A 26,450-nucleotide genomic window follows, 5' to 3' on the forward strand; every position below is an offset into this window, starting at 1 on the left:
TCAAACAGAAAGCTTCCCTCCGAGGGCATCGAGCGATGAAGCAGCACGACAAGCACAACAAAGCGAAACGAACCAACCACACGACTCGACTGCTCTGGCGCATCGGCGCCGTCGCGGCGCTCGGCGGTGCCGCGGCCCTGTCGCTGCATGCGCTCGCAGCGCGCACCGTGAGCGTGTCGCCGCAAGGTACCGTCACCGAAGTCCGGCAGACCGTCGTCAAGTTCGACGAACCGATGGTCGCGTTCGGCTCGGCCTCCGCGCCGAATCCCGCGCGCGTGACCTGCAACGATTCGACTGCCGCACGCGGCCAGGGTCACTGGCTCGACGACAAGACCTGGGTCTACGACTTCGAAAACGACCTGCCGCCCGGCGTGCGCTGCTCGGTCGCGCTCAACGACACGCTGCGCTCGGTCGCCGGCAATGCGGCCAGCGGCCCGCGACGCTTCACGTTCCAGACGGGCGGCCCGTTCCCGGTGAACGTGCGCCCCGGCTCGCGCGAGATCGAGGAACGGCAGGTCTTCGTGCTGAAGCTGAACGGCCCGGCCGAACCGCGCTCGGCGCTCGCGAACATCTGGTGCGAAGCGGCCGGCATCGGCAACCGCATTCCCGTCACGGCCGCCGACGACGATACGCGCAACGCACTGCTCGACCATTTCGGGCTGAAGAAGGAAGCCGCGCGCGTACTGACGCTGTCGTGCTCGCAGGCGCTGCCGGCGAGCGCGAAGATGCAGCTCGTGTACGGCAAGGGGGTCGCGAGCCCGAGCGACATCGCGAACGAAACCGAAAGGCGCTTCGATTTCACCGTGCGCGCGCCGTTCGCCGCGAGCTTCTCGTGCGAACGCGAGAACGCGAAGGCGCCCTGCACGCCGCTGCGCCCGCTCACGCTGTCGTTCAATGCGCCGATCTCGCGCAAGAACGCCGAGGCGATCAAGCTGCGCGCCCCCGACGGTTCGCTGTCGCCGACCTTCGCGGCCGACGACCACAGCGAGGAAGTGACGACCGTCACGTTCAACCCGCCGCTGCCCGCGCAGGCCGGCCTGACGATCGAGCTGCCGTCGGGCCTGCGCGACGTGACCGACCGTTCGCTGTCCAACGCCGACCTGTTCCCGCTGGCGACGCGCACCGCGCCGATGCCACCGCTCGCGAAATTCTCGTCGGGCACCTTCGGGATCGTCGAGCGCTTCGCCGAACCCGATACGCCCGCGCTCGTGCCCGTCACGCTGCGCAACGTCGAGGCCGACCTGCATATCGCCGGCCTCAACGCGGGCGGCGCGCAATTCGCGAACCTGAAGGTCGAGAACGACACCGCGATCCGCCAGTGGATGCGCACCGTCGACCGCTTCGACAACTGGTCGATGACGGCCGGCTCGATCGACAGCCAGATTCCCGGCCTGCTGGCACGCAAGGGCCAGCACCCCGTCTACGTGCCGCTCGAAGCCGGCGAAAAGCAGCCCGCGCCGCAGAACCGCCGCATCGACGTACGCTCGCTGTCGCTGCTCAAGGGCGAGCCCGGCGCGCAGGCGCTAACGTTGCCGCAAGCCGACCCGAAGACGCTGCGCCCGTTCGAGATCGTCGGCGTGCCGATCGACAAGCCCGGCTTCTACGTGCTCGAACTCGCGTCGCCCGCGCTCGGCCGCTCGCTGCTCGCGAAGCCGTCGAGCATGTACGTGCGCACTACCGTGCTCGTCACGAACCTCGGCGTGCACCTGAAACAGGGCCGCGAGAACAACCTCGTGTGGGTCACGACGCTCGACAAGGGCAAGCCCGTGCCGAACGCGCAGATCCGCGTGTCGGACTGCAACGGCGATGAAATTGCGGCCGGCAAGACCGATGCGCAGGGCCTGCTGAAGATCGACGGGCAGTTCGAACCGAAGCACGAATGCCGCGCGTCCGAGCGTTTCGACGACTACTTCGTGTCGGCGCGCGTCGACGATCCGAAGACGGGCCCCGACATGGCGTTCGTCAGCTCGGGCTGGAACCGCGGGATCGAATCGTGGCGCTTCAACGTGCCGACCGATACCGACAGCGCGCCGACCGTGCGCGCACACACGGTGTTCGACCGCACGCTGCTGCGCGCCGGCGAAACCGTGTCGATGAAGCATTTCATCCGGTCCGAGACGCTGCAGAGCCTCGCGTTCCCGTCGCAATACCCGACGCGCGTGACAATCCGCCATCTCGGTACGGGCCAGACTTACAAGCTGCCGCTCACGTGGGCCGCCGACCACAGCGCGGACTCGCAGTTCACGCTGCCGCCCGCCGCGAAGCTCGGCGAATACAGCGTCGAACTCGAAGGCGGCCCGGAAGACGCACCGACCGCCACCTATTACAGCGGCAGCTTCCGTGTCGAGGCGTTCCGCCTGCCGGTGCTGAAGGGATCGATCGGCGCGCGCGACGCGCAGAAGAGCCCGCTCGTCGCCGTGAAGGAAGCGCCGCTCGCGGTGCAGATCGACTACGTGTCGGGCGGCGGCGCATCGAACCTGCCGGTGCAGGTGTCGGCGCTGATGAAGTGGGCGTCGCCGCCGTTCGCGGATCGCTTCGAGGACTTCAGCTTCACGCCGTATCGCCCCGACAAGAGCGACGGCAACGCCGACGACGATTCGCAGGACGGCGACAACGCATCGTCGTCGAACAACGATCCCGACGCGACGAAGCTGATAGCCGACAAGCTGCCGCTGACGCTCGACCGCAACGGCGCGGGCTCGGTCACGCTCAAGGGCCTGCCCGACGTCGACGCGCCGAAGCGCATCGCACTCGAAGCGACGTTCGCGGACCCGAACGGCGAAGTGCAGACGATTCGCGGCGACACGATCCTGTGGCCGGCCGCGGTGGTGGCCGGCATCAAGGCCGGCCGCTGGGTGTCGGTCGGCCAGCGCGTGCCCGTGCAGGCGCTCGCGGTCGACCTGCAGGGCAAGCCGCGCGCATCGGTGCCGATCGAGATCAAGGGCGTCGCGCGCATCACGACGTCGTCGCGCAAGCGGATGGTCGGCGGCTTCTATGCGTACGACAACAAGAGCGACACGCGCGACCTCGGCGTGCTGTGCTCGGGCAAGACCGACGACAAGGGCCGCATGGCCTGCGACGCGACGCTCGAACAGGCCGGCAACGTGCAGCTGATCGCGGTCGCGAAGGACGGCGACGGCCGCACGTCGAACGCATCGACGTCGGTCTGGGTCACGCGCGAGGACGAACTCTGGTTCGGCGGCGACAACACCGACCGGATCGACGTGATTCCGGAGAAGACTTCGTACGAACCGGGCGAAACGGCCCGCTTCCAGGTGCGGATGCCATTCCGCTACGCGACCGCGCTCGTCGCGGTCGAACGCGGCGGCGTGATGGAAACGCACATCGTCGAGCTGAACGGCAAGAACCCGACCGTCGACCTGAAGGTCGGCGAATCGTGGGGGCCGAACGTCTACGTGTCGGTGCTCGCGCTGCGCGGCCGGATTCGCGAAGTGCCGTGGTACTCGTTCTTCACCTGGGGCTGGAAAGCACCGGTCGAATGGGCGCGCGCGTTCTGGCGCGAAGGTCGCCACTATGAAGCGCCGACCGCGTTCGTCGACCTGTCGAAGCCCGCGTTCCGCTACGGCCTCGGCGAGATCAAGGTCGGCACGGGCGTCCACCGTCTCGGCGTGACCGTGACGACCGACGCGACGCGCTACACGGTGCGCAGCAAGGCGCAGGCGCACGTGAAGGTCACGCTGCCGAACGGCCAGCCCGCGCCGGCCGGCACGCAGATCGCGGTCGCGGCCGTCGACGAGGCGCTGCTCGAACTGATGCCGAACAACAGCTGGGACCTGCTCGACGCGATGCTGCGACGGCGCGCATACGGCGTCGAGACGGCCACCGCGCAGATGGAAATCGTCGGCCGCCGCCACTTCGGCCGCAAGGCCGTGCCGGCCGGCGGCGGCGGCGGCAGCGCGCCGACGCGCGAGCTGTTCGACACGCTGCTGCTGTGGAATCCGCGCGTGGCGCTCGACGCGAACGGCAGCGCGACCGTCGAGGTGCCGCTGAACGACGCGCTCACGCGCTTCCGGATCGTCGCGATCGCGGCGGTCGGCCCCGACCGTTTCGGCACCGGCAGCACGTCGATCCGCAGCACGCAGGATCTGCAACTGATCTCCGGCCTGCCGCCGCTCGTGCGCGAAGGCGACGCGTTCCGCGCGCAGGTCACGCTGCGCAACACGACCGACCGCGCGATGCAGGTCGTCGTGACGCCGCGCGTGACGGGCCTGGACGTCGCGCCGCAAACCGTGTCGCTCGCGGCCAATACGGCGACCGAGGTCGCGTGGACGATCACCGTGCCCGAGCAGGCGCTCGACGCGGCCGGTGCGCTGAACTGGCGCATCGAAGCGGCCGAGCAAGGCGGCAAGCGCGCGTCCGACGCGCTGGCGGTCGCGCAGAAGGTGGTGCCCGCGCTGCCGGTGACCGTGCAGCAGGCGACGCTCGCGCAGGTGGACGGCACGCTGACGGTACCGGTGGCCTCCCCGGCCGGCGCCGCGAACAACGCGCAAGGCTTGCCGCGCGGCGGCATCGCGGTGTCGCTGCAGTCGAAGCTGGCCGACGGCCTGCCCGGCGTGCGCCGCTGGTTCGAGCGCTATCCGTACCGCTGCCTCGAACAGCAGGCGTCGCGCGCGATCGGCCTGCGCGACCCCGCGCAATGGCAGGCGCTGGTCGCGCGCATGCCCGTCTATCTCGACAGCGACGGGCTCGCTAGCTACTTCCCGCCGCCCTCCGACAATTCGCACTACGGCAGCCCGACGCTGTCGTCGTACCTGCTCGTGCTGTCCGACGAGGCGAGCCGTGCCGACCCGCGCTTCGCGCTGCCGGAAGACCTGCGCACGCAGCTCGAAGCCGGGCTCGCGCGCTTCGTCGACGGCCGCATCGAGCGCAATGCGTGGGCGCCGCGCCAGGATCGCGACCTGCGCAAGCTCGCCGCGATCGAGGCGCTGTCGCGCTACGGTGCTGCACAAGGCCGCATGCTCGGTTCGATCGAGATTGCGCCGAACCAGTGGCCGACGTCGGCGGTGATCGACTATCACGCGATCCTGACGCGCGTGAAGGACATCCCGCAACGCGACGAGAAGCGCGCGCAGGTCGAACAGATCCTGCGGGCACGCCTCACGTACCAGGGCACGCAACTCGTGTTCTCGACCGCGCGCGACGACGACCTGTGGTGGCTGATGACCAGCAACGAGACCAACGCCGCGCGTCTCGCGATGGAATTCGCGGGCGACCCGGCGTGGAAGGACGAGATGCCGCGTGTCACGGCCGGCCTGCTCGCGCTGCAGCGCCAGGGCGCATGGCAGACGACGACGTCGAACGCGCTCGGGCTGCTCGCGGTCGAGCGCTTCTCGCGCACCTACGAGAGCACGCCCGTCTCCGGCACGACGAAGGTCACGCTCGGCGGCAACGAGCGCGCGATCTCGTGGTCGCAGGCGCCGGCCCCCGCCGACACGCCGGCGTCGGCCACCGCCGCGACCCGCGCCGCCGTCGCGCGCAGCGTACTGATGCCGTGGCCGCGCGCGTCGCAGGCACCGGCCACGCTGTCCGTCACGCAGGAAGGCACGGGCCGCCCGTGGGCGACGGTCGAGAGCCTCGCGGCCGTGCCGCTGCGCGCGCCGTTCGCGGCCGGCTACCGGATCACGAAGACCGTCACGCCGGTGTCGCCCGCCGCCAAGGGCGTGCTGACGCGCGGCGACGTCGTGCGCGTGCATCTCGACATCGATGCGCAGAGCGACATGACGTGGGTCGTCGTCAACGATCCGATCCCGTCCGGCGCGACGATCCTCGGGTCGGGCCTCGGCCGCGACTCCGAAGCCGCGACGCAGGGCGAGAAGACGCCCGACGGCGCGTGGCCGGCGTTCATCGAGCGCGATTTCGACGGCTATCGCGCGTACTACGACTATTTGCCGAAGGGCAAATTCTCGGTCGAGTACACGGTGCGGCTGAACAACGTCGGCACGTTCGGATTGCCGCCGACGCGCGTCGAGGCGCTGTACGCACCCTCCGTGTACGGCCTGTGGCCGAACCCGCCGATGACCGTCAAGCCGGCCGACGCGGGCAAGCAGTGAGCACGCGATGATCGATCGGGTTTTGCCGCGGCCGGCGCGTTTCGCCGGCCGCATCTTCGTCGCCGTCGTGCTGGCCGCGCCGCTCGTCGCGCATGCGCTGCCCGGCTACGACGACGTGCGCCGCAACTGGCGCAGTTCCGACTGGGTGCTGCTCGCGCGCGACGGCACGCCGCTGCAGCGCACGCGCGTCGACCTCGCCGAACGGCGCGGCGACTGGGTGTCGCTCGCGGACGTATCGCCCGCGTTCCGCGAGGCGATCGTCGTTTCCGAGGACAAGCGCTTCTACGAACACAGCGGCGTCGACTGGCGCGGGATCGCCGGCGCCGCGTGGGGCAACCTGTGGAACGAGCGCACGCGCGGCGCGTCGACCGTGACGATGCAGCTCGCCGGGCTGCTCAGCGATTCGCCGCGCCGCTCGGGCCAGCGCTCGCTGCCGCAGAAGGCCACGCAGGCGATGAACGCGCTGCTGCTCGAACGCGGCTGGCGCAAGGACCAGATCCTCGAGGCGTACCTGAATCTCGTGCCGTTCCGCGGCGAGACGGTCGGGCTCGGCGCGCTGTCGCAGGTACTGTTCGGCAAGGCGCCGTCGGGCCTCGACGCGCGCGAAGCCGCGATCGCGGCCGCACTCGTCCGTGCGCCCAACGCGACGCCCGCGAAGGTCGCCGAGCGCGCATGCCGGATCCTGCGCGACATGCATGCCGAACAGGCGTGCGCGTCGCTCGACGGCTACGTGCAGCTCGTCACCGCGCGTCCGGCCAACGCCATACGCGACGACGGCGCCGCCCTCGCCCCGCACTTCGCGCGGCGCATCGCGGCCGAGGTCAGGCCGGCGGCCGGCGCGCAGGTCCGCACGACGCTCGATGCGCCGCTGCAGCGCTTCGCGCGCGACACGCTGATGCGCGCGCTAACCGAACTCAACGCGCCCGCGCACCGGCGCAACGTGCAGGACGGCGCGGTCGTCGTGATCGACAACGCGACCGGCGAGATTCGCGCGTGGGTCGGATCGTCGGGCGCGTTGTCGAGTGCGCGCGATGTCGACGCCGTGCTCGCGCCGCGCCAGGCCGGCTCGACGCTCAAGCCGTTCCTCTATGCGCAGGCAATCGACGAGAAGCGGCTGACCGCCGCGTCGCTGCTCGACGACGCGCCGATCAACCTCGCCGCCGGCGGCGGCCTGTACATTCCGCAGAACTACGACAAGGATTTCAAGGGCTGGGTGAGCGTGCGCAGCGCGCTCGGCGGCTCGCTGAACGTGCCTGCCGTGCGCACGCTCGTGCTCGTCACGCCGCACCGCTTCGCACGCACGCTGACCGCGCTCGGCCTGCCGCTCGCGCAGGAAGGCGACTACTACGGCTTCAGCCTCGCGCTCGGGAGTGCCGACGTCACGCTGCTGTCGCTGACCAACGCGTATCGCGCACTCGCGAACGGCGGCGTCGCACGCAAGGTCGTCGACCTGCCCGCGCCGGCACCGGCGCCCGGCGCACCGGCACCCGCGCGTACGGACGGCGGCACGCGCGTGTTCAGCGAAGCGGCCAGCTTCGTCGTTACCGATATCCTCTCCGACAACAATGCGCGCGTCCGCACGTTCGGCTTCGACAACCCGCTCGCGACGCGCTTCTTCTCGGCGGTCAAGACCGGCACGAGCAAGGACATGCGCGACAACTGGACCGTCGGCTTCACGTCGCGCCATACGGTCGGCGTGTGGGTCGGCAACGCGGATGGCTCGCCGATGTGGGATGTGTCGGGTGTCACGGGCGCGTCGCCCGTGTGGTCGGCCGTCGTCGGCTACCTGCACCGCGACCTGCCGAGCCGTGCGCCGCGCGCGCCGGCCGGCGTCGAGACGCGCCGCATCACGTTCGAACGCGACGTCGAGCCGGCACGCAACGAGTGGTTCATCGCGGGAACGGCGGTCGACACGATCCGGCTCGCCGCGCCCGTCACGCCGGGCAAGGACGGTGCGCGCGCACCGTTGACGATCGGCGCGCCGACCGACGGCACGATTTTCGCGATCGACCCGGACATTCCGCCGAAGAACCAGCGGATCTGGTTCGAACGTTCGGCCGGGCGCGCCGCGCGGTTCGCGTGGCGGCTCGACGACAAGGTGATCGGCCATGCCGACCGCGTCGCGTGGATGCCGTGGCCGGGCCGGCACCGGCTCGAACTCGTCGACGCGCGCGGCAACGTCGCGGATGCGATCAGCTTCGAGGTGCGCGGCGCGTTCGCGAAGCCGGCCGCGCGCAAGCCCTGAGCGCGTGAGCCGGCCGCTTGCAGCCCGGCCGCGTTGCCGCAAGGCTCGCGCCGCTGAACGGCACGCCCGCCCCCTCGGGAACGACGCGTACTCTCGTCGTGTTCAGTCGTCGCCCGACATCACCCGTTACGAAGGAAACTGAAAGGATTCCAGCCCGACGGGCAAACGGGAAAACGGGCAAGCAGCCCGCGATTCGGGAATCTAGAATGTAAGCAGCGCCGCTTCCCCGGGCGCGCACCGGTTGCTCCCTTCCCCCGGACACCCGCGACCATGAACATTCGCCATACGCGCTTCACCCGCCCCGCGCTGGGCGCGCTCTGCGTCGCAACGCTCGCGATGCTCCAGGCCTGCAACGGCGACGCCTGCTTCGGCGTCGATGCCTGCGTCAACAACAACACGCAAACCGTCTCCCTGTCGGGCACGGCCGCCACGGGCAACGCGCTCGCGAGCGCGTCGGTGGCGGTCAGTTGCGCGACAGGCTCGGCGACGACGCTGACGGACGGCGGCGGCAACTACCAGGTGACGGTCAACGCCGCGCTGCCGTGCGTCATCACCGTGACGTCGGGCGGCACGAGCCTGCATTCGCTCGCCTTTGCGGGCGGCACCTTCAACACGACGCCCGAGACCGAGCTGATGCTGGTCTATCTCGCGGCACAGCTCGGCACGAATACGGCCGGGCTGATCGGCAATTTCCAGGGCAATCTGCACTTCCAGCAGGTGATGAACAGCCCGAACGCCGTGCAGGCCGCGCAATCGGCCGTCGTGACCAACCTGCAGCAGCGCTATGCGGTCACGCTGACGACGCCGGCGTTCCTGACCACGTCGTTCGTGGTCGGGCAACCGGGCGTCGACAGCGATCTCGGTGCGCTGGCCAAGGCTGGCGCGATCGATTCGAACGGATTGCCGGATCCGGTTGCCGTTTCGCTATTGGCGCAGGCCGGCGCCGCGCATCCGCTGTAGGCGGCCTGCGGCGCGAAAGGAATCGAACGTCAGGCGCCCGCTACGTTCTCGTCGTCGGCCAGCAGCGCCCACCGTTCGTGGTCTCGCCATTCGCCGCCGATGCGCAGATAGCGCGGCGAAAACCCCTCTTTCCGGAAGCCGAGCCGCCGAACCAGCGCGATCGACGCGTGGTTGCCGGGCTGGATGTTCGCTTCGAGCCGATGCAGCCCGAGCTCGCCGAACGCAACGCCGATCGCCGCGCGCAACGCGTCCGTCATCAGCCCCTTGCGGCTGAAATCCGCCATCCCGCAGTACCCGAGATACGCGCTCTGAAACACGCCGCCGACGATCTCGTTGACGTTCACCACGCCGACCACCGCCCCGGACGCCCGTTCCCGCGCGACGAGGCCGACATTCGGCCCCGTCAGGCAGCGGGCGAACCATTGGTCGAATCCCGCCTGGTCGGTGAACGAGTCGACCCACGGCAGATGGTGGCTCCGGCTCGCGCGGTTGGCGGCGATCAGGTCGGCGGCGTCGGATCGGGCGACGCGGTTCAGCAGGATCGGGCTCATGGTTCGGTCGGATGCGGTGTGTTGCGCCAGCGGTCCGGCGAGCGAGGCCATTCGCCCGCGTCGCCGTCGCTCGCGATCGATCAACGAAACGCTTAAGCGGCTTCCCCGCTCCCGCACACGACGGTCGCGGCCTGCTGCTGCGTCAGGTACCGCAGCAGCTTCGTCACCATCCATACGACGATGAACGACAGCGCGACGAAAAACACCGCGAGCGGCGTCAGTACGTGGATCGACACGAAGCCGGCCAGCCCCATCATCGCGGACGACACGAGCAGCAGCGCGCACCCGAGGATCGCGCTCGTCAGGCCCGCGATATGCGGAAACAGCGAATTGCCCTTGGCCATCAGCGTCGGATACATCGCGCCCGCGCAGAAGCCCATCACGAGCACCGGCGTCGCGAGCGTCCACACGCGCAGGCCGACCGTCAGCGCCAGCACCAGCATCGCGACCGACGCACCCGCCATCACGCGCGCGCCGATGCGCAGCCGTTGCTCGGCGCTCGGCAGCCCGCGCCCGTGAATCCGGTTCGACAGGCCGCCGAGGAAATACATCAGTCCGATGCCGAGGGCGAGATAGCCGAAGAACGTCGGCGGCTTGTGCAGCGTGGTCTGCACCATGAACGGCCCGACGATGTTGAACACGAGCAGGATGCTGTAGCACAGCCCCTGCGCGAGGAAGCAGCTCTGGAACACCGGGCTCGCCAGCACCTTGCCCGCGTTCGCCATCAGCGTGCGCGGCTCGAGATGCACCGGTTTCGGCAAGGTTTCCCGATAGCGCCACAGCAACGCCCACATCACCAGCGAGTAGACGAGCAGGAACACGAGGCAGGCGCGCCAGCCGAACCACGTCTGCAGGTGCGCACCGATCACCGGCGCGACGATCGGCGCGAGCCCCCACGCGATCGACATGTACGTGAACGCATGCATCAGCGCCTGGCCGGAGAACGAATCGGTGATGATCGCCTTCGCGAGCAGGTTGGTGGTCGCGATCCCGAAACCCTGCAGGCAGCGCGCCAGCACGAACGTCTCCAGGTTCTGCGCGCCGAGCGACAGCAGGCAGCCGATCGTGTAGATCACGAGCCCGAACGCAAGCACGCGCTTGCGCCCGTATGCGTCGGCGATCGGGCCGAAGATGAGCTGGCCGAGCGCGTAGGCCGCCATGTAGCCGGACACGCTCGACTGGATCGCCTGCGGCGTCGTCGCGAACGACCGCGCCATGTCGGGCAGCGCGGGCACGTAGATGTCGATCGCGAGCTGGCCCGCGGACGCGAACAGGCAGATCAGGAACAGCAGGAAACGCGGCGAATTCGACTCGCGCGCGGGAGTGGGCGTGGCGTTCATGACGACTGGGAAGGATGTCGGGCAGCGGTGACGCGGCCGCACATGTTCGAATTGCGAACATGCGTGCGATCGTGGCGAATGGCGTATTGTGCCCGTTGTTGCGTCGGGCGACCGGATTCCCCTGGCGCGGGCGAGGTTGAAAGCCGATTGCGGCACGCGCGGCAATACGCTGGCCGGGCCGGCTCCCGTCATTGGGGCGGCCCGGTCACAGGGCATGTTCCGCTACCGCGGCGACGCACCCGCCGCACGCGGGGCGTCAATCGACGCCGCACGCATGTCGCGCCCCGCTCGCCCCTGCCGTCGACTCCGCCGGCAGCGCCGGCGGTCTTTCATGACGGCACCGCGTTCGGATCAATACTGTGCCTGGTCCGTCGGATTCCTGAACAACTGCTTCATCTCCGCCGACAACGGATAGCCGAGGCTCACGCCCTTCGGCGGAATCGGCTGCATGAACCACTGGTTGTAGAGCTTCTCGGCCGCGCCCGACGTCTGCATCTTCGCGATCACGCCGTCGACGACGTGCTTGAATGGCGGATCGTCCCTGCGCATCATGCACGCGTAGTTTTCGTGGACGAGCGGCGTGCCCGTCACCGTGTACGCGCCCGGATTGCGGTCCTTCGCGATCTCGCCGTACAGCAGCGGCTCGTCCATCACGAACGCCACCGCGCGCCCGGTCGTGACGTTCATGAACGCTTCGGCGTGATCCTTCGCGCTGATGATCGTCATGTTCATCGCCTTCTCTTCGTTGAGCTTGCGCAGCAGGCGCTCGTCCGACGTGCCGGCCGTCGTCGCGACCGTCTTGCCGGCCAGGTCCGAAAAGTCCTTTACGCCCGAATCCTTGCGCGTGCTGAAGCGGATGCCATAGAGAAAAATGCTGTTCGAGAACGCGGCCTGCTTCTGCCGTTCGAGCGTATTCGTCGTCGATCCGCATTCGAAATCGATCGTCCCGTTCTGCAGCAGCGGAATCCGGTTCTGCGACGTGATCGGAATCTCCTTCACCGTGAGGTTCGGCGCATTCAGCTCCGTCTTCAACTGGTCGATGATGCGCGACGCGATGTCCCGCGAATAGCCGATGTTCTTCTGCTGGTTGTCCGAATACGAGAACGGCACCGACGATTCGCGGATGCCCAGCGACACGATGCCCGTGTCCTTGATCTTCTTCAGCGTGCCGGTGAGGGCCTGCGCATGCGCTGCGCCCGCCAGCGCACAGGACAACGCGACAGCCAGCAAACGGAAACGGCGATCCATTCTTTTTCTCCTGACGAAACGTTGATCGAATCGCGATCGTACGCCTAACAAAATTCGCACCGTATCAGGGAAAGCGTCCGGCGCGCTCGGCGGCGGCTACGCCGCGTGCGGCCGTTGCCGTGGCGCGCAAAAGCGCCCGCGCCGCGCCTTTCCGCCTGCGGTCTCGCTCCGCGTGCTCAGTCGCCCGTTCCAAACGCGTGTTCATGCTGCTATGCCGCAACGTAATCGTTTGCGTCCCGCTCATTTTTCACACAAAACATATTCAAGAAGCCGCTACAGCGGCCGTTACCCAGTGCATGGCGCGTCGCAGCAACCCAGCCGCGACCACCAGACAAAAACGACAAGGTCCGGGTCAGCCGGACCAGCGCCACCGCCGGCACGACGGTTATCTACGAGGATCGAGTTTCAACATGAGAGCCAAACGTCTCAATATCGCGCTGGCGCGCTCCGCTCATGCGCGCATGCTCGCCGGCATGCTGTCTGCCGCCGCCCTCCTGCCCCTCGCCGGCTGCGGCGGCGGAGGCGGCGACGGCAGCAACCCGTCGCCGACCAACGCAGCACCAGCCCCCACCCCCGCCCCGACGCCTGCCCCCGCGCCCGCCCCGACGACCCCGCCCAACACGTCCGGCAGCAACGCCTGCACGACCCAGCAGGCCGCCGTGCAGATGGCTGCCCAGTCCACGCCCGACGAACCGCCGGTCGATCACCTGATCGTCAGGCTGAAGCCACTGACGGCCGCGCGTGCGATGGCCGCCATCGACGACGGCACGCGGCTCGACGCGGTGATCCAGCGCTCGATGACGCGCTGGACGGCACCGGTGACCGGCAGCGCACACGCCTATGCGAGCACGGTCGCGCAAACGCCGCTGAACGTGCAGGTCGAGCGGACGATCTCGAACGGCGCGGCCGTACTGTCGCTCGGCCAGCGTGTCGCGGCCGCCGACGCAACGGCGCTCGCGCAGACATTCGCCGCCGACGCCGACGTCGACTACGCGGAACCGGATCACCCGATGAAGATCCGCGACACGCCGAGCGACCCGAGCTACAGCCAGCAATGGTATCTGTCCGACCCGAACGCCGGCATCGACGTACCGCCCGCATGGAACACGACCAAGGGTTCGCCGACCGTCATCACGGCCGTGCTCGACACCGGCTACCGGCCGCACCCCGACCTCGTCGGCAACCTGCTGCCCGGCTACAGCTTCATCACCAACGTCAACACCAGCAACAACGGCCTGTCGCGCGGCCCCGACGCGACCGACCCGGGCGACTGGGTCACGCAACAGGAACTCGACAACGCGAGCGGCCCGTACTATCACTGCGAGAGCGAACCGAGCGCCAGTAGCTGGCACGGCACGCGCGTGATGGGCGTGATCGGCGCGACCGCCAACAACGGCATCGGCATCGCCGGCGTGTCGTGGCTCGGCCGGATCTTGCCGGTGCGCGTGCTCGGCAAGTGCGGCGGCGTAACGAGCGACATCGCCGACGCGATGCGCTGGGCGGCCGGCATTCCCGTCACGGGCGTACCGACGAACCCGACGCCCGCGAAAATCATCAACCTGAGCCTCGGCGGCGTCGGCGCGTGCAGCGCGACGTTCCAGCAGGCCATCGACGACGTGAACGCAAAGGGCGTGACCGTCGTCGTCGCTGCCGGCAACGACGGCCTGTCGACCGGGCTCGACCAGCCCGCGAACTGCCGCGGCGTGATCAGCGTCGGCGCGACCGACGCGACCGGCCGACGCGCATCGTTCAGCAACTTCGGCGCCAACATCGCGCTGAGCGCGCCGGGCGTCAACATCCTGTCGACGGCCAACGGCGGCACGACGACGCCGGGCGGCGACACCTACGGCCCGGCGAGCGGCACGAGCCTCGCGACGCCGCAAGTGACGGGTGTCGCCGCACTGATGCTCGCGGTGAACGGCAACCTCACGCCCACGCAGATCCAGCAGAAGCTGCAAGGCGGCACGCGCGCGGCGAAGCTGGCGGCCGGCACGTCGTGCACCGCGATGCCGGCGGGCTCGGGCATTCTCGACGCAGGGGCCGCGGTCGCGGCAACCACCCCGTAACCGGCGCCCTGCCTCGCCGCAGCCGCGCGCATGCCGACATGGCGTGCGCGCGGCTTGTTTCTTTCGGCGGCCGGCGATCCGGCGATCCGGCGATCCGGCGATCCGGCGCTCGCCGATCGCTTCGCTTCCGTTTCTCGAAATAACACCTGACAAAAGGGTTGACGCTTCGCACGACGAGCCTTTACCATCGCCCCCGTCTAATTACATGGAGTGTTCTGTGAACACCGATGCGAGTTGTAGTTGGTGCTCGACCAACTTGACTGCTGCCTGAGGAAAACGCGCAGAGCCTCGTCTTCTGCCGCATCCCGGGAAGCAGGATGCGGCGTCCTTCCGGCCTGACTGGCCAGATTCCCCGCCGAATTTTTCGATGTTGTCGAATGCACGCGACGCGCTGTCGCGCGTGTGCGTTCGTGTTGCGCGCGGCGCCAGCCGCGTGCGTTTTCCGTTCGCGTGCCGTCCGGCCGCGCGCCTTCGTGCGTGCGCGGCTGCCGATCGCCCGCGCCGATTACCCGCAACCGACAGGAGTGCAGATGAACTCAGACGACAGTAGTCGATTACCGCTCGCCGGTGCGACGCTGCGCATCGACACGCCGATCGCACTCCACGCGCCGGCGAGCGTTCCCGCCTTTACCGATCCACAGCCGATCGCGCCTGACGCGACGCGGCGGGGAGCGCTCGTGCGTCGATAACGTCACGGCCGCTCCCCGCCCGCCGCCTCGTGCGCTAGGAGCGACTCATGACACGACACAACACATCGCAACAGAAGCAGCGCGGCTTCATCAAGGCCGGCGCCAGCCAGCAGAACGAACCGCGCATCATGCGCGCCGCGCAGGAAGCGGCCCGCCCGCTCGAGGACACGCTGAAGTCGCTGCACACCAGCACGCGCGGCCTCACCTACGACCAGGCCGCCGACCGCCTGCAACACTACGGCCCGAACGAAATCGCGCACGACAAGCCGCCGCACTGGACCCGCCAGTTGCTGCACTCGTTCCACAACCCGTTCGTCTACGTGCTGCTGGTGCTGGCCGCCATCAGCTTCTGCACCGACGTCTGGTTCGCGGCGCCCGACGATCGCGACTATGTCGGCATGACGATCCTGCTGACGATGGTCACGATCAGCGCGCTGCTGCGCTTCGTGCAGGAGTTCCGTTCGCTGCGCGCGGCCGAGAAGCTCAAGGCGATGGTCCGCACGACGGCCACCGTGCAGCGCGCGGTGACCGACACGGCCGAGCCCTCACGCCGCGAGGTGCCCATGCGCGAAGTCGTGGCCGGCGACATCGTGCACCTGTCGGCCGGCGACATGATCCCGGCGGACGTGCGCCTGCTCGCGTCGCGCGACCTGTTCATCAGCCAGGCCGTGCTGACCGGCGAGGCGCTGCCCGTCGAGAAGTACGACACGCTCGGTGCGGTGGCCGGCAAATCCGCGAGCACGCGCGCGGCCGGCGCGGCGAACGATGCATCGACGTCGCTGCTCGATCTCGAGAACGTCTGCTTCATGGGCACCAACGTCGTCAGCGGCACGGCGACGGCCGTCGTCGTCGCGACCGGCGAAGACACGTACTTCGGTTCGCTCGCCCGCAACGTCGTGAGCCACAAGCGCATCGAAACGAGCTTCGACCGCGGCGTCTCGAGCGTGAGCTGGCTGCTGATCAAGTTCATGTTCGTGATGGTGCCGATCGTTTTCATGATCAACGGCCTGACCAAGGGCGACTGGCTGAGCGCACTCACGTTCGCACTCGCGGTGGCCGTCGGCCTGACGCCCGAAATGCTGCCGATGATCGTCAGCGCGAACCTCGCGCGCGGTGCGATCGCGATGGCGCGCCGCAAGGTCGTCGTCAAGCGGTTGAACTCGGTACAGAACTTCGGCGCGATGGACGTGCTGTGCACCGACAAGACCGGCACACTCACGCAGGACAAGATCATCCTCGAACACCACCTCGACCTGTCCGGTCATAAAAACGAGGAAATCCTGCGGCTCGGCTGGCTGAACAGCTTCCACCAGAGCGGCCAGAAAAACCTGATCGACATCGCGGTCGTCGCGCGCGCCGACGAGATCGGCGAGCGCGTGAAACCGCAGGGCTACAAGAAGATCGACGAGTTGCCGTTCGACTTCGTGCGGCGCCGCCTGTCGGTCGTCGTCGAGGATACGCGCGGCACGCACCTGCTGGTCTGCAAGGGCGCGGTCGAGGAAATGCTGGCCGTCTCCACGCATGTGCAAGATGAGGACGGCGTGCGCCCGCTCGACTTCGTCGCGCGCAAGCGGCTGCTCGAACAGGCCAACGCATACAACGAGGACGGCTTCCGCGTGCTCGTGCTCGCGACGCGCACGATCCCGCGCGGCGACGAACGCGAGCAGTACCGCACCGCGGACGAACGCGACCTCGTCGTGCGTGGCTTCCTCACCTTCCTCGATCCGCCGAAGGAGTCGGCCGCGCCGGCACTCGCCGCGCTGCGCGAGAACGGTGTCGCGGTGAAGGTGCTGACGGGCGACAACCCGACCGTCACGATGAAGGTGTGCCGCCAGGTCGGCCTCGAACCCGGCAAGCCGATCCTCGGCGCGGAAATCGAAGCGCTCGACGATGCAACGCTTGCACAGGTGGTCGAACGCACGACCGTATTCGCGAAGCTCACGCCGCTGCAGAAGGCGCGCATCGTCAAGGCGCTGCAGGCGAACGGCCACACGGTCGGCTTCCTCGGCGACGGCATCAACGATGCGCCCGCACTGCGCGACGCCGATGTCGGCATCTCGGTCGACAGCGGCGCCGACATCGCGAAGGAAACCGCCGACATCATCCTGCTCGAAAAGAGCCTGATGGTGCTCGAGGAAGGCGTGATCAAGGGCCGCGAGACGTTCGGCAACATCCTGAAGTACCTGAACATGACCGCGAGCTCGAACTTCGGCAACGTGTTCTCGGTGCTCGTCGCCAGCGCGTTCCTGCCGTGGGAGCCGATGCTCGCGACGCAGCTGCTCGTGTTGAACCTGATCTACGACACGTCGCAGATGCTGCTGCCGTGGGACAAGATGGATCCCGAGTTCCTGAAGAAGCCGCGCAAGTGGGAAGCCGGCAACATCAGCCGCTTCATGCTGTGGGTCGGGCCCACGTCGTCGGTGTTCGACATCACGACGTACGTGCTGATGTGGACCGTGTTCGGCGCGGGTGCGATGTATCACCTGAACGGCGGCACGGGCGGCCAGATCGTGATGAACTCCGGCTGGTTCATCGAGAGCCTCGTGTCGCAGACGCTCGTCGTCCACCTGCTGCGCACGCAGAAGATTCCGTTCCTGCAAAGCACGGCCGCGCTGCCGGTGCTGCTGTCGACGTTCACCGCGATCGCGATCGGGTGCTGGCTGCCGTTCTCGCCGTTCGCGGACGCGCTCGGCTTCATGCACCTGCCGGGCACCTTCTGGCTGTGGCTCGCCGCAACGATGGTCGGCTACATCCTGCTCGCGCAGATCGTCAAGACGATCTACGTGCGCCGCTACAAGCAGTGGTTCTGATTCCGTTCGGATGACGATGTACCGGCCCGCGAAACGCGCGCGGGCCGGCTTTTCACGACGCTCTACGGGTAATGTGATGAAAAGAATCTTTCCGCTCGCAGCCGCGAGCGCACTCCTCGCGCCGCTCGATGCGTATCCGGCCCACCCGCTCGTCAGCGACGATACGGGTACGCAGGGCAATGCGAACTGGCAGTTCGAGTTCAACGCCGAGGAAACCTCGAAACAGGAAGACAGCGGCCGCCACCAGCTATGGAACGCGACGCTCACGCGCGGGTTCGGCGAACACGTCGACCTCTACGTCAACGCGCCTTACACGCATCTGCAAACGCGCACCGACGAGAACGGCGCGGGAATCGGCGATGTCGAGATCGGCATGAAATGGCGCTTCGTCGAACGCGGGCCGCTGTCGCTCGCGCTGAAACCGAAGGTGACGATGCCGACCGGCAACGACGGCCGAGGGCTCGGCACGGGCCGCGTCGGCACCGGCGCGACGCTGATCGCGCAGGCCGACGTCGCGCGCTTCTCGCTGCTCGCGAATGCGGGCCTCACGTACCAGCCGAATCGCCAGGGCGACCTGACGTCGGTCTGGGCCGTGTCGGGCGCGGCGATCTACAAGGCGACCGACCGGCTGCAACTCGTGGTCGACGTCGGCACGTCGCGCAACCCCGAAAGCACCGCCGGCGCGAATCCGGCGTTCGTGCTCGCGGGTGCAATCTATTCGCCGACGCGCTGGCTCGATCTCGATGTCGGCTACCGGCGCGGGCTGAACGACCAGACCTATCGTCATTCGGTGATGGGCGGCGTGACGGCACGCTGGTGATGCACAGGCTGGCGCGACGCATGCGTCGAGCTGCAACACGACGGGTCGCATCAGCGGCCCGTTTTTCATTCATCCGGCGTCGTTCGCACCGAACAGTTGCGCGCACACCGCGCGTCCTTCGTCGGTCAGCGCGGCGCTGCCGGTGCCGTCCTCGTTCAGCGTCGTCGCGGTGAGGCCCGCGCCGTCGAGCTGCGTCAGCACGCGGCGCAGCGTGCTCATCGGCAGTTGCGTGCGCTTCGCGATCTTCGGCAGCGACCACGTCTTGCCGGCCGGATCGTTCGCGGCCTCGTTCAGCGTCGCGAGCGTTGCAACGAGTGCGGGATCGAGCGGGGATTCGTCGGATTCTGAGGTCATCGGTTCGGTCTGTAGCGGACAGGATATTCATTCGGGCATTCAGCGCCGATCGCGGACACTATATCGCTTCGCCCGTCACGCTTCCTTGATCGCGGCACGCATGAACGACACAAAGCGCGTGGTCACGGGATCGTCGCGGTCCGACAGCCATGCGAGCCCCACGCGCCACTTCGCGTCGCGGCCGTCGAGCGGCAGCACCGTCGCATCGCGCAGCAGGTACTGCGCACGCGACGGGATGAACGCGACGCCGACGCCGGCCGCGACCGACGTCAGCACCGACTGCACATCTTCCGCCTGCTGCGTCACGTGCGGCACGAAACGACGCTCGACGCACCATCGGTCGATCTGCGCGGCGAGCCCCGGGCCGCGCGCACGCTGCAGCGCGATGAAGCCGATCTCGTTGAGCACGTCGAGGTCGGCCGGCACGCGCTTGAAGCCGAGGTGCGGCGGCACCGCGAGCGCGAGCCCTTCGTCGATCACCTTGAACGACGACAGCCCGTCGTCGGACGGCAGGCGCAGGAACCCGGCGTCGAGCTTGCCGGCGCGCAGCCGGCGCGTCTGCTCGGACGACGACAGGTCGCTCAGCGTGACGGCGATGCCCGGATTGCGACGACGAAATTCCGCGACCAGCTTCGGCACGAGCGTCAGCACCGACAGGCAGATGCCGAGCCGCAGATGCCCGCGCTGCCCGCTGGTCGCCTCCCGCGCACGCGCGAGGATCTCGTCGGCATCGCGCACGAGCGCCTGCGCGTCGGGCAGGAAGCGTTCACCGAACGGCGTCAGTTCCGCGCCATGCCGCCCGCGCTCGAACAGCTTGCCGCCGAGGCTCGCCTCGAGCGCGCCGATCTGCTTGCTCAGTGCCGGCTGGCTCATGTGAAGCGCATCGGCCGCACGGCTGAAATGGCACAGCTCGGTGACCGTCAGGAACGTTCGCAGCAGTTTCAGTTCCATTCTTTAAAGGAATCGTAACGATCGAAATATTCATTTTACCGATCGAACGCGATGACGTTCAATACGGGCATGCCCTTCCCGGAATTCACTGTCATGTCTCTTGCTCATGCGGCCGACTGCGTCGCCAACGCCTCGTGCGACGCTGTCGTCACGAACGAACACGCCGCCGCGGTTGATGCTCGCGCACCGAAACGTCGTGCCGAACGCAGCGACGGACGCGGCCGCCGTTTTCGCTTCGGCGATGCATTCGAAGACACGCCGCCACGTGCCGTGACGGGGTCGATCGCGATCAGTTTCGCGGTCGTGTCTCGGCGGAACTGGCCGCGTTAGGTGTCGCTGGCCGCGAGGATCTCCGCCATATCGATCCGGTACACGTTGCCGTCCGTACCCATGATGAACAGCACACGGCCGCGGCCGACCATCCGTATAACGCCAACAGGCTCCGAGCCGACACGCTGCAAACGATACGCGCGCACCAGCCGGACCTCGCCATCGGGTCCAAGATGCACAAGCTGCAACGCGTCGCGATCGTCGTAGGACCCGCAGAACAGCGCCGCGTACGCGCCCTGCCGCGCCGGGTCTTCCGTCACGGCGAACGCGTGGCTGCCCTTCACCGGAATGCGCCATGACGCAACCGTCCGCCGGTCGCGCAGGTGGACGAGCGCAAATTCGCTGTAGTAATACAACCAGACGTCGTGGTCGCCTGGAACGTTGAGCGCATAACAGTCGTCGATCGGCCCCAGTCCCGCGGGCGGCGAAAACGCATGGAGCTGTTCGCCTTGCCTGTTCCACGCGACCAATCCCGATGCTCCGACCGGGAACTCCCAGCCGTAGTTGCCGAAGACACCTTCGTCGAAATAGGATGTCCAGATCTCTCCGGTGCCCGTGACCTGCACCGACGCGATACCGTCGCCAAGCAGTATTTCGCCGCATGGCGTACCGTCACGGCGATAGAGTCGACCGTTCAGATCGAAATCGTCCGGCCCGCGATAACAGGATCGAACGCAGACGAGCAAGAGATCGCCTCCCACCGGCTGGATCTCGTGAATGTTGAACGGCTCGTTGTCGACGACGAAATCAAGCAGCGTTTCCCCATCCTTCCACGCAATCATGCGGTACCGCTGCGAAGCAGACGGTGTCGTTTTCGCAAACGACGCACCCTCGGATCGAGTCCGGTAATCGAGCGGCTCCAGTGCAAACACCATGTATAACGCATCGTCTGCCCCCACGTTGAAGGCGACGAGTTCACCCGTCGCGAACAGGCTGTCGAGCGATACGAGCGGTTGCACGGGCAAGGCGTGCGGGCGGCGGGACATGGGCTCTCCTGAAAGTGGCCTCGACATCTTGCCGGCCGTGCCATTGTTTGTCACGCAGGCGCGACATATCGACGCGAATCGCAATGCGACGAGACGATAGCCTCCAAAACCGCGCTGCGGAAACGGAACGCCGGCGTCATCGCCACGCGATCGACCTTATAATTTCCCGCACCCGCTGACCGCCCATGCATTCCGCGCAGCCGCATCGCGCGTGAAAAGGAGACTTTCGCTTGACCGGCCTCATCGCGCGCCTGCCTCGCGCCCGGACCACCCTGATCCTCGCCCTCTCGTTCCTGCTGCTCGCGTTCGCCGCGAACGCGTCCGCGCAGCGCGCGCAGCCGCATCGCACCACGCATGCCCACGCGCATGCGAAAGCCGTCAAGAAGAAGCCAGCCCACCGCAAGAGCAAGGCCGTCAAGCATCGCCGCCCGCGCGTGAAGCATCAGGCAGTCAAGCGTCATGCAGCGCCGGCCCCGCAGCATCGCCGCGCGAAGCGCACGACCGCCGTACGCCCGCGCCCGGCCGCCGCCAAACCGCGCCTGATGGCAAGCTGCGGCTATACCCCACGCGCGGTCGGGTCGCTGCATTCACGCGCGGCCTACGTGCTCGACGTCGACTCCGGTACACCGCTGCTGGCCCGCAACGCGCGCACGGTGCGGCCGATCGCGTCGATCTCGAAGCTGATGACGGCCGTCGTCGCACGCGACGCCGACCGTCCGCTGAACGGCATGCTGCGCGTCACCACGCACGACCGCGACACGATCAAGTTCACCGGTTCGCGCTTGCAGGTCGGCTCGGCGCTGTCGCGCCGCGACATGTTCCATATCGCGCTGATGTCGTCGGAAAACCGCGCGGCCGCCGCGCTGAGCCGCGACTATCCGGGCGGGCGCGCTGCGTTCGTCAAGGCGATGAACCGCGAAGCGCGCCGGCTCGGCATGCGCCACACGCACTTCAGGGAGCCGACCGGCCTGTCGCCGCACAACGTATCGACGGCCGAGGATCTCGCGAAGCTCGTCGGCGCGGCGGCGCAGGATCCGCTGATCCGCTATTTCTCGACGGATACGTCGACCACCGTGCGCCCCGGCGACGGCGAGCTGCTGTACGTGAATTCCGACCCGCTGGTCCGCTACCGCCGTCTGCCGATCCGGCTGCAGAAGACGGGCTTCATCAACGAATCGGGGCACGGCGTCGTGATGCGCATGCGCGTGAAGGGCCGTCGCGAAACGGTCGTGCTGCTCGGCGCGCCGACGCGCGCCGGCGTATCGAGCGACGCACTCAAGATCCATCGCTGGCTGACCTGCTCGATCCAGTAAGCGCGCGCAGGCGGCCGGCGCGTTCACCCTACGGGAGCGATGCCGTGCAGGACGAATACCGCTTCAACGCATTCGGACGGCTGCTCGCCGTCGTACGCAAGAACGGCCGCTGGGCCGTGTTCGATCTGGGCGCCGAAGGCAAGCGGCGCCCGGCCGACCTGCACATTCCGTCCACGCTCGCCGCGGACGAACTCGGGCAATACCTCGGCGACCTGCTGCACGAGGACGCCACGCCGAAATACAGCGAAGTCGTGCCGGTTCCCCCGACCGGTCGCGTCTAGCGGAACACGCCCTCACCCGGGCGCGCGGGCAAGCGTCACGCCGCCCGCGTCTCGCATTTCCCCCGTGTCAGCCGGTATCGTCACGCCACGACGCGCGCAACACGCCGATCGTCGAACGAACCGGTCGTGTTCACATCCCTCTTTAAATTAGACAGTTTAACTTGCAAGTTAAACTGTCTTAACCTATGATCCCGCCCATGACCGAATCGCGTCCATCCGGCCTTTCCGCCGACACCGTCGCCGCCAACCTGACCCTGGCGGTCGGCCAGTTGATTCGTCGGCTCCGTTCCGAAGTTCCGGCCGACGGCCTCGGGATGTCGCAGACGAGCGCGCTCGCGCGGCTCGAACAGAACGGGCCGATGACGACCGCCGATCTCGCCCGCGCCGAGGCAATGAAGCCGCAATCGATGAAGACGATCCTCGCGGGCCTCGAAGAGGAAGGCCTCGTCGAGCGCGAGCCGCACCCGACCGACGGCCGCCAGATCCTTTTCCAGCTGACCGCGATCGGCCTCGACGCGCGGCGCAAGCGCAACGTCGCGAAGCACCAGTGGCTCGGTGCCGCGATCGAGAAGCTCGATCCCGAAGAAATCCGCACGCTCGCCGCCGCGATCCCGCTGATCAGGCGGATCGGCGACCAGTGAATCCGGCGGGCGCGAATGCCGCGATGCGCGGCATTCGCGCCCGCCTCCCTTCGTCCATTCCACGGAGCCCCATCATGAGCGCAACCCGTCTCGACACGAACACGGCACTCGTCGTCATCGACCTGCAGAAAGGCATCGTCGCCCTCCCCACCGCACATCCGGTCGCGCCGGTGGTCGCGCACGCCCGCGAACTGCTCGACGCATTCCGCAGCCGCGGCCTGCCGGTCGTGCTCGTCAACGTCGCCGGCGGCGCGCCGGGCCGCACGCAGCAGCAGGTGCGCCTGGACGCCCTGCCCGCGGACTGGACCGAACTCGTGCCCGAACTGAACCGCCAGCCGGGCGACCACGTCGTGACGAAAAAGACCTGGGGCGCGTTTACCGCGACGGATCTCGACGCGCACTTGAAGGCGGCCGGCGTCACACAGATCGTGCTGACCGGCGTCGCGACGAGCATCGGCGTCGAATCGACCGCGCGGCAGGCTCACGAGCTCGGCTACAACGTGACGCTCGCCGTCGACGCGATGACCGACCTCAACGCGGACGCGCACGTGAACAGCATCGAGCGCGTGTTCCCGCGCCTCGGCGAAACGGGCTCGACGCAGGACATCGTCGCACTGCTCGACCGGCGCGGCGCGTGAGCGACCGACGCGCGCAGCCGGCGGGCCATGCGGCCGGCCGGCTCGATCCGTCGATCTGGAAGGTCAGCGCGGTCGCGACGCTCGGCTCGCTGCTGTCGCAGCTCGATGCGACGATCGTCAACGTGTCGCTGTCGAGCCTCGCGACCGACCTGCACGCGAGCCTGTCGACGATCCAGTGGGTGACGAGTGGCTACCTGCTCGCGCTGACGCTGGTGCTGCCGCTGAACGGCTGGCTCGTCGACCGCATCGGCGCAAAGGCGCTGTACCTGTGGTGCTTCTCGGCGTTCACGCTCTCGTCGGCACTGTGCGGGCTCGCGTGGTCCGCGCCGTCGCTGATCGCGTTCCGCGTGCTGCAAGGTGTCAGCGGCGGGCTGCTCGCGCCGATGGCGCAGATGATGATCGCGCGCGTCGCCGGCCAGCAGATGGCACGCGTGATCGGCTACGCGGCGGTGCCCGTGCTGCTCGCGCCGATCCTCGGCCCCGTGGTCGCCGGCGCGATCCTGCAGCACGCGTCGTGGCGCTGGCTGTTTCTCGTGAACCTGCCCGTCGGCGTGCTGGCGCTCGCGCTGGCCGTGCGCTTCCTGCCCGGCGACCGCGACGACGCGCAACGGCGCGAACTCGACTGGGTCGGCCTCGCATTGCTGTCGCCAGGCCTCGTGCTGTTCCTGTACGGCGCCGAGCGGATCGGCTCGGCGCTCGGCATCGCCGCGATCGCATGCTCGGCGCTGCTGCTCGCCGCATTCCTGCGCTTCGAGCGACGCAAGGGCGAGCATGCGCTGATCGATCTCGCGCTGTTCCGCTCCCGCGTGTTCGGCGCGGCGGCCGGCACGCAGTTCCTGTCGAACGGCGCGATGTACGCGGGCCAGATGCTGATCCCCGTGTTCCTGATCCAGGCGTGCGGGCGCTCGCCGGGCGAGATGGGCTGGCTGCTTGCACCGCTCGGGCTCGGCATGCTCGTCACCTATCCGTCGATGGGCGCGTTGACGAGCCGGTTCGGCGTACGCCGGCTGGCCGCCGCCGGTGCGTTGCTCGCCCTCGTCGCGACGCTGCCGTTCGTGTTCCTCGCGCTGACCGGCTACGATCCGACCGTGCTCGTGCCGGCGCTGTTTCTGCGCGGCATGGGCCAGAGCGCGATCGGCGCCCCGTCGATCTCCGCCGCGTATGCGTCGGTCGAGCGCCGCGACCTGCCGATGGCGACGACGTCGCTCAATATCGTGCAGCGCCTCGGCGGCCCGACGTTCACGACGCTGTGCACGCTGTTCCTCGCGTGGCGGCTGCAAGCCGAATCGATATCGGTCGGCGGCACGCAAGCCGTCGCGTACGCGTGGGCGTTCGGCCTGCTTTGCGTGCTGCATGCGGCGGGCTTCGTCACGACGCTGCGGCTGCCGTTGTGGTCGGCCGGTGCGGGCGGGCGAATTGCCGGCACCGCGCGCGCCGGTTCGCGCTGAACGTCGGGGGGAGCGCCGCTCGACGCACGCGGCCTCCCCGCTACGGCAGCCACATCGGCACGATCGAGATCACGAGCAGCACGCCCAGCCCCGCATTCAGGCAGCGCCACTGCCGCTCCGTGCGCAACACGCGTGCGAACAGCAGCCCCGCGAAACACCACAGCGACAGCGACGCCATCGCAGCCATGCCGAACGCCAGCCCGAGCAATACGCCGAGCCGTGCCGGCCCGGACGCGAGCGCGGCGAACGACGCGGCCGCGCCGAGCGTCATCGCCCAGCCCTTCGGGTTGTGCCAGAGCATCCAGACGCCGCTGACGAACCCTTGCGGCCGGTGCACGGGGGCATCGAGCCGCGGCTTGCCGCCGCGCCCGATGCGCACCGCCAGCCACACGAGATACAACGAGCCGGCCGCCTTCATCGCGAGCTGCAATGCGGGCAGCGCAAGCAACACGCTGCCGAGCCCGGCCGCGGCGGCCGCCGCCATCGACGCCAGGCCGACCGCGATGCCGGCCATCAGCGGCAGCGACCGCCGATAGCCGAAATGGGCGCCCGATGCGGTTGCAAGCGTCGTCGCGCCGCCCGGCGTCACCGTGGACACGATCACGAACAGCATCAGCGGCAGGTAGTCGCGAAGCAGCACGGAGGCTCCCGGTTGTCGTGGTCGAAACCCCGTTTTACGCGCGATCCTCCCATTACGACAGCGAAAGC

20 protein-coding genes are annotated in these 26,450 nt (G+C 68.3%); 13 read left to right on the forward strand and 7 right to left on the reverse strand.

The window, feature by feature from the left end:
- Positions 1-35 precede the first annotated feature (35 nt).
- From R9B84_RS28085 to R9B84_RS28095, 3 genes are all read left to right on the forward strand, one after another.
- The gene (locus R9B84_RS28085; RefSeq protein WP_423763238.1) at positions 36-6,071 is read left to right on the forward strand and encodes an alpha-2-macroglobulin family protein; all 6,036 of its coding nucleotides are present in this window, start codon (positions 36-38) and stop codon (positions 6,069-6,071) included.
- A gap of 7 nt (positions 6,072-6,078) precedes the next feature.
- Entirely contained in the window at positions 6,079-8,316 is a 2,238-nt protein-coding gene (pbpC, locus tag R9B84_RS28090) for a penicillin-binding protein 1C (protein ID WP_423763239.1), read from the forward strand.
- Between the two features lie 270 nt (positions 8,317-8,586).
- The gene (locus tag R9B84_RS28095) at positions 8,587-9,276 is read left to right on the forward strand and encodes a hypothetical protein (protein WP_423763240.1); all 690 of its coding nucleotides are present in this window, start codon (positions 8,587-8,589) and stop codon (positions 9,274-9,276) included.
- A 29-nt stretch (positions 9,277-9,305) separates the two neighbouring features.
- On the opposite strand, the gene R9B84_RS28100 is transcribed toward R9B84_RS28095, so the two are convergent.
- The 3 genes from R9B84_RS28100 to R9B84_RS28110 form a co-directional block, all read right to left on the reverse strand.
- Complete coding sequence (locus R9B84_RS28100; RefSeq protein WP_423763505.1) at positions 9,306-9,827, reverse strand: GNAT family N-acetyltransferase; 522 nt, start codon at positions 9,825-9,827, stop codon at positions 9,306-9,308.
- A 92-nt stretch (positions 9,828-9,919) separates the two neighbouring features.
- Positions 9,920-11,167 (reverse strand): multidrug effflux MFS transporter, encoded by a 1,248-nt coding sequence (locus R9B84_RS28105; RefSeq protein ID WP_423763241.1) that lies wholly within the window; start codon positions 11,165-11,167, stop codon positions 9,920-9,922.
- A 351-nt stretch (positions 11,168-11,518) separates the two neighbouring features.
- Positions 11,519-12,415 carry a glutamate/aspartate ABC transporter substrate-binding protein gene (locus R9B84_RS28110; RefSeq protein WP_047903062.1) on the reverse strand — a complete coding sequence of 299 codons (897 nt, stop codon included), beginning with the start codon at positions 12,413-12,415 and terminating at the stop codon, positions 11,519-11,521.
- A 410-nt stretch (positions 12,416-12,825) separates the two neighbouring features.
- Between R9B84_RS28110 and R9B84_RS28115 the strand changes: the two genes are divergently transcribed.
- The 4 genes from R9B84_RS28115 (at position 12,826) to R9B84_RS28130 (ending at position 18,800) form a co-directional block, all read left to right on the forward strand.
- A complete protein-coding gene (locus tag R9B84_RS28115) occupies positions 12,826-14,481 on the forward strand; it encodes a S8 family peptidase (RefSeq protein WP_423763242.1) in 1,656 nt (551 codons plus the stop codon).
- 530 nt (positions 14,482-15,011) lie between these two features.
- The gene (locus R9B84_RS28120; RefSeq protein ID WP_172902973.1) at positions 15,012-15,170 is read left to right on the forward strand and encodes a hypothetical protein; all 159 of its coding nucleotides are present in this window, start codon (positions 15,012-15,014) and stop codon (positions 15,168-15,170) included.
- A gap of 47 nt (positions 15,171-15,217) precedes the next feature.
- The gene (mgtA, locus tag R9B84_RS28125) at positions 15,218-17,980 is read left to right on the forward strand and encodes a magnesium-translocating P-type ATPase (RefSeq protein WP_423763243.1); all 2,763 of its coding nucleotides are present in this window, start codon (positions 15,218-15,220) and stop codon (positions 17,978-17,980) included.
- Between the two features lie 76 nt (positions 17,981-18,056).
- Positions 18,057-18,800 carry a transporter gene (locus R9B84_RS28130; protein ID WP_423763244.1) on the forward strand — a complete coding sequence of 248 codons (744 nt, stop codon included), beginning with the start codon at positions 18,057-18,059 and terminating at the stop codon, positions 18,798-18,800.
- Positions 18,801-18,869: 69 nt separating this feature from the next.
- Here the strand turns inward: R9B84_RS28130 and R9B84_RS28135 are convergent, their stop codons facing one another.
- Entirely contained in the window at positions 18,870-19,154 is a 285-nt protein-coding gene (locus R9B84_RS28135; protein ID WP_423763245.1) for a transcriptional regulator, read from the reverse strand.
- A 75-nt stretch (positions 19,155-19,229) separates the two neighbouring features.
- Positions 19,230-20,105, reverse strand: a complete 876-nt coding sequence (locus R9B84_RS28140) for a LysR family transcriptional regulator (protein WP_423763246.1) — start codon at positions 20,103-20,105, stop codon at positions 19,230-19,232.
- A gap of 51 nt (positions 20,106-20,156) precedes the next feature.
- Here R9B84_RS28140 and R9B84_RS28145 point away from each other — a divergent pair, with 51 nt between their 5' ends.
- Positions 20,157-20,435, forward strand: coding sequence for a hypothetical protein (locus R9B84_RS28145; protein WP_423763247.1), 279 nt, complete (start codon positions 20,157-20,159; stop codon positions 20,433-20,435).
- Here the strand turns inward: R9B84_RS28145 and R9B84_RS28150 are convergent.
- Positions 20,432-21,421 (reverse strand): hypothetical protein, encoded by a 990-nt coding sequence (locus R9B84_RS28150; protein ID WP_423763248.1) that lies wholly within the window; start codon positions 21,419-21,421, stop codon positions 20,432-20,434. The two genes, R9B84_RS28145 and R9B84_RS28150, sit on opposite strands and share 4 nt — an antisense overlap.
- Positions 21,422-21,651: 230 nt before the next feature.
- On the opposite strand from R9B84_RS28150, the gene R9B84_RS28155 reads away from it, so the two are divergent.
- From R9B84_RS28155 to R9B84_RS28175, 5 genes are all read left to right on the forward strand, one after another.
- Complete coding sequence (locus tag R9B84_RS28155; protein WP_423763249.1) at positions 21,652-22,734, forward strand: serine hydrolase; 1,083 nt, start codon at positions 21,652-21,654, stop codon at positions 22,732-22,734.
- A gap of 44 nt (positions 22,735-22,778) precedes the next feature.
- On the forward strand, positions 22,779-23,015 hold the full coding sequence (locus R9B84_RS28160; RefSeq protein ID WP_423763250.1) for a DUF7661 family protein: 237 nt from the start codon (positions 22,779-22,781) through the stop codon (positions 23,013-23,015).
- 197 nt (positions 23,016-23,212) lie between these two features.
- Positions 23,213-23,656 (forward strand): MarR family winged helix-turn-helix transcriptional regulator, encoded by a 444-nt coding sequence (locus R9B84_RS28165; RefSeq protein ID WP_423763251.1) that lies wholly within the window; start codon positions 23,213-23,215, stop codon positions 23,654-23,656.
- A 74-nt stretch (positions 23,657-23,730) separates the two neighbouring features.
- A complete protein-coding gene (locus R9B84_RS28170; RefSeq protein ID WP_338640072.1) occupies positions 23,731-24,294 on the forward strand; it encodes an isochorismatase family protein in 564 nt (187 codons plus the stop codon).
- The gene (locus R9B84_RS28175; RefSeq protein ID WP_423763252.1) at positions 24,291-25,742 is read left to right on the forward strand and encodes a DHA2 family efflux MFS transporter permease subunit; all 1,452 of its coding nucleotides are present in this window, start codon (positions 24,291-24,293) and stop codon (positions 25,740-25,742) included. The genes R9B84_RS28170 and R9B84_RS28175 overlap by 4 nt, the downstream gene beginning before the upstream one ends.
- Before the next feature lie 40 nt (positions 25,743-25,782).
- Here R9B84_RS28175 and R9B84_RS28180 read toward each other — a convergent pair whose 3' ends face one another.
- Positions 25,783-26,382 (reverse strand): LysE family translocator, encoded by a 600-nt coding sequence (locus R9B84_RS28180; protein ID WP_423763253.1) that lies wholly within the window; start codon positions 26,380-26,382, stop codon positions 25,783-25,785.
- Between the last annotated feature and the right edge of the window lie 68 nt (positions 26,383-26,450).

Origin of the sequence: Burkholderia sp. NLJ2, from assembly GCF_049487195.1 — a bacterium.
GTDB classification, from domain to species: domain Bacteria; phylum Pseudomonadota; class Gammaproteobacteria; order Burkholderiales; family Burkholderiaceae; genus Burkholderia; species Burkholderia pyrrocinia.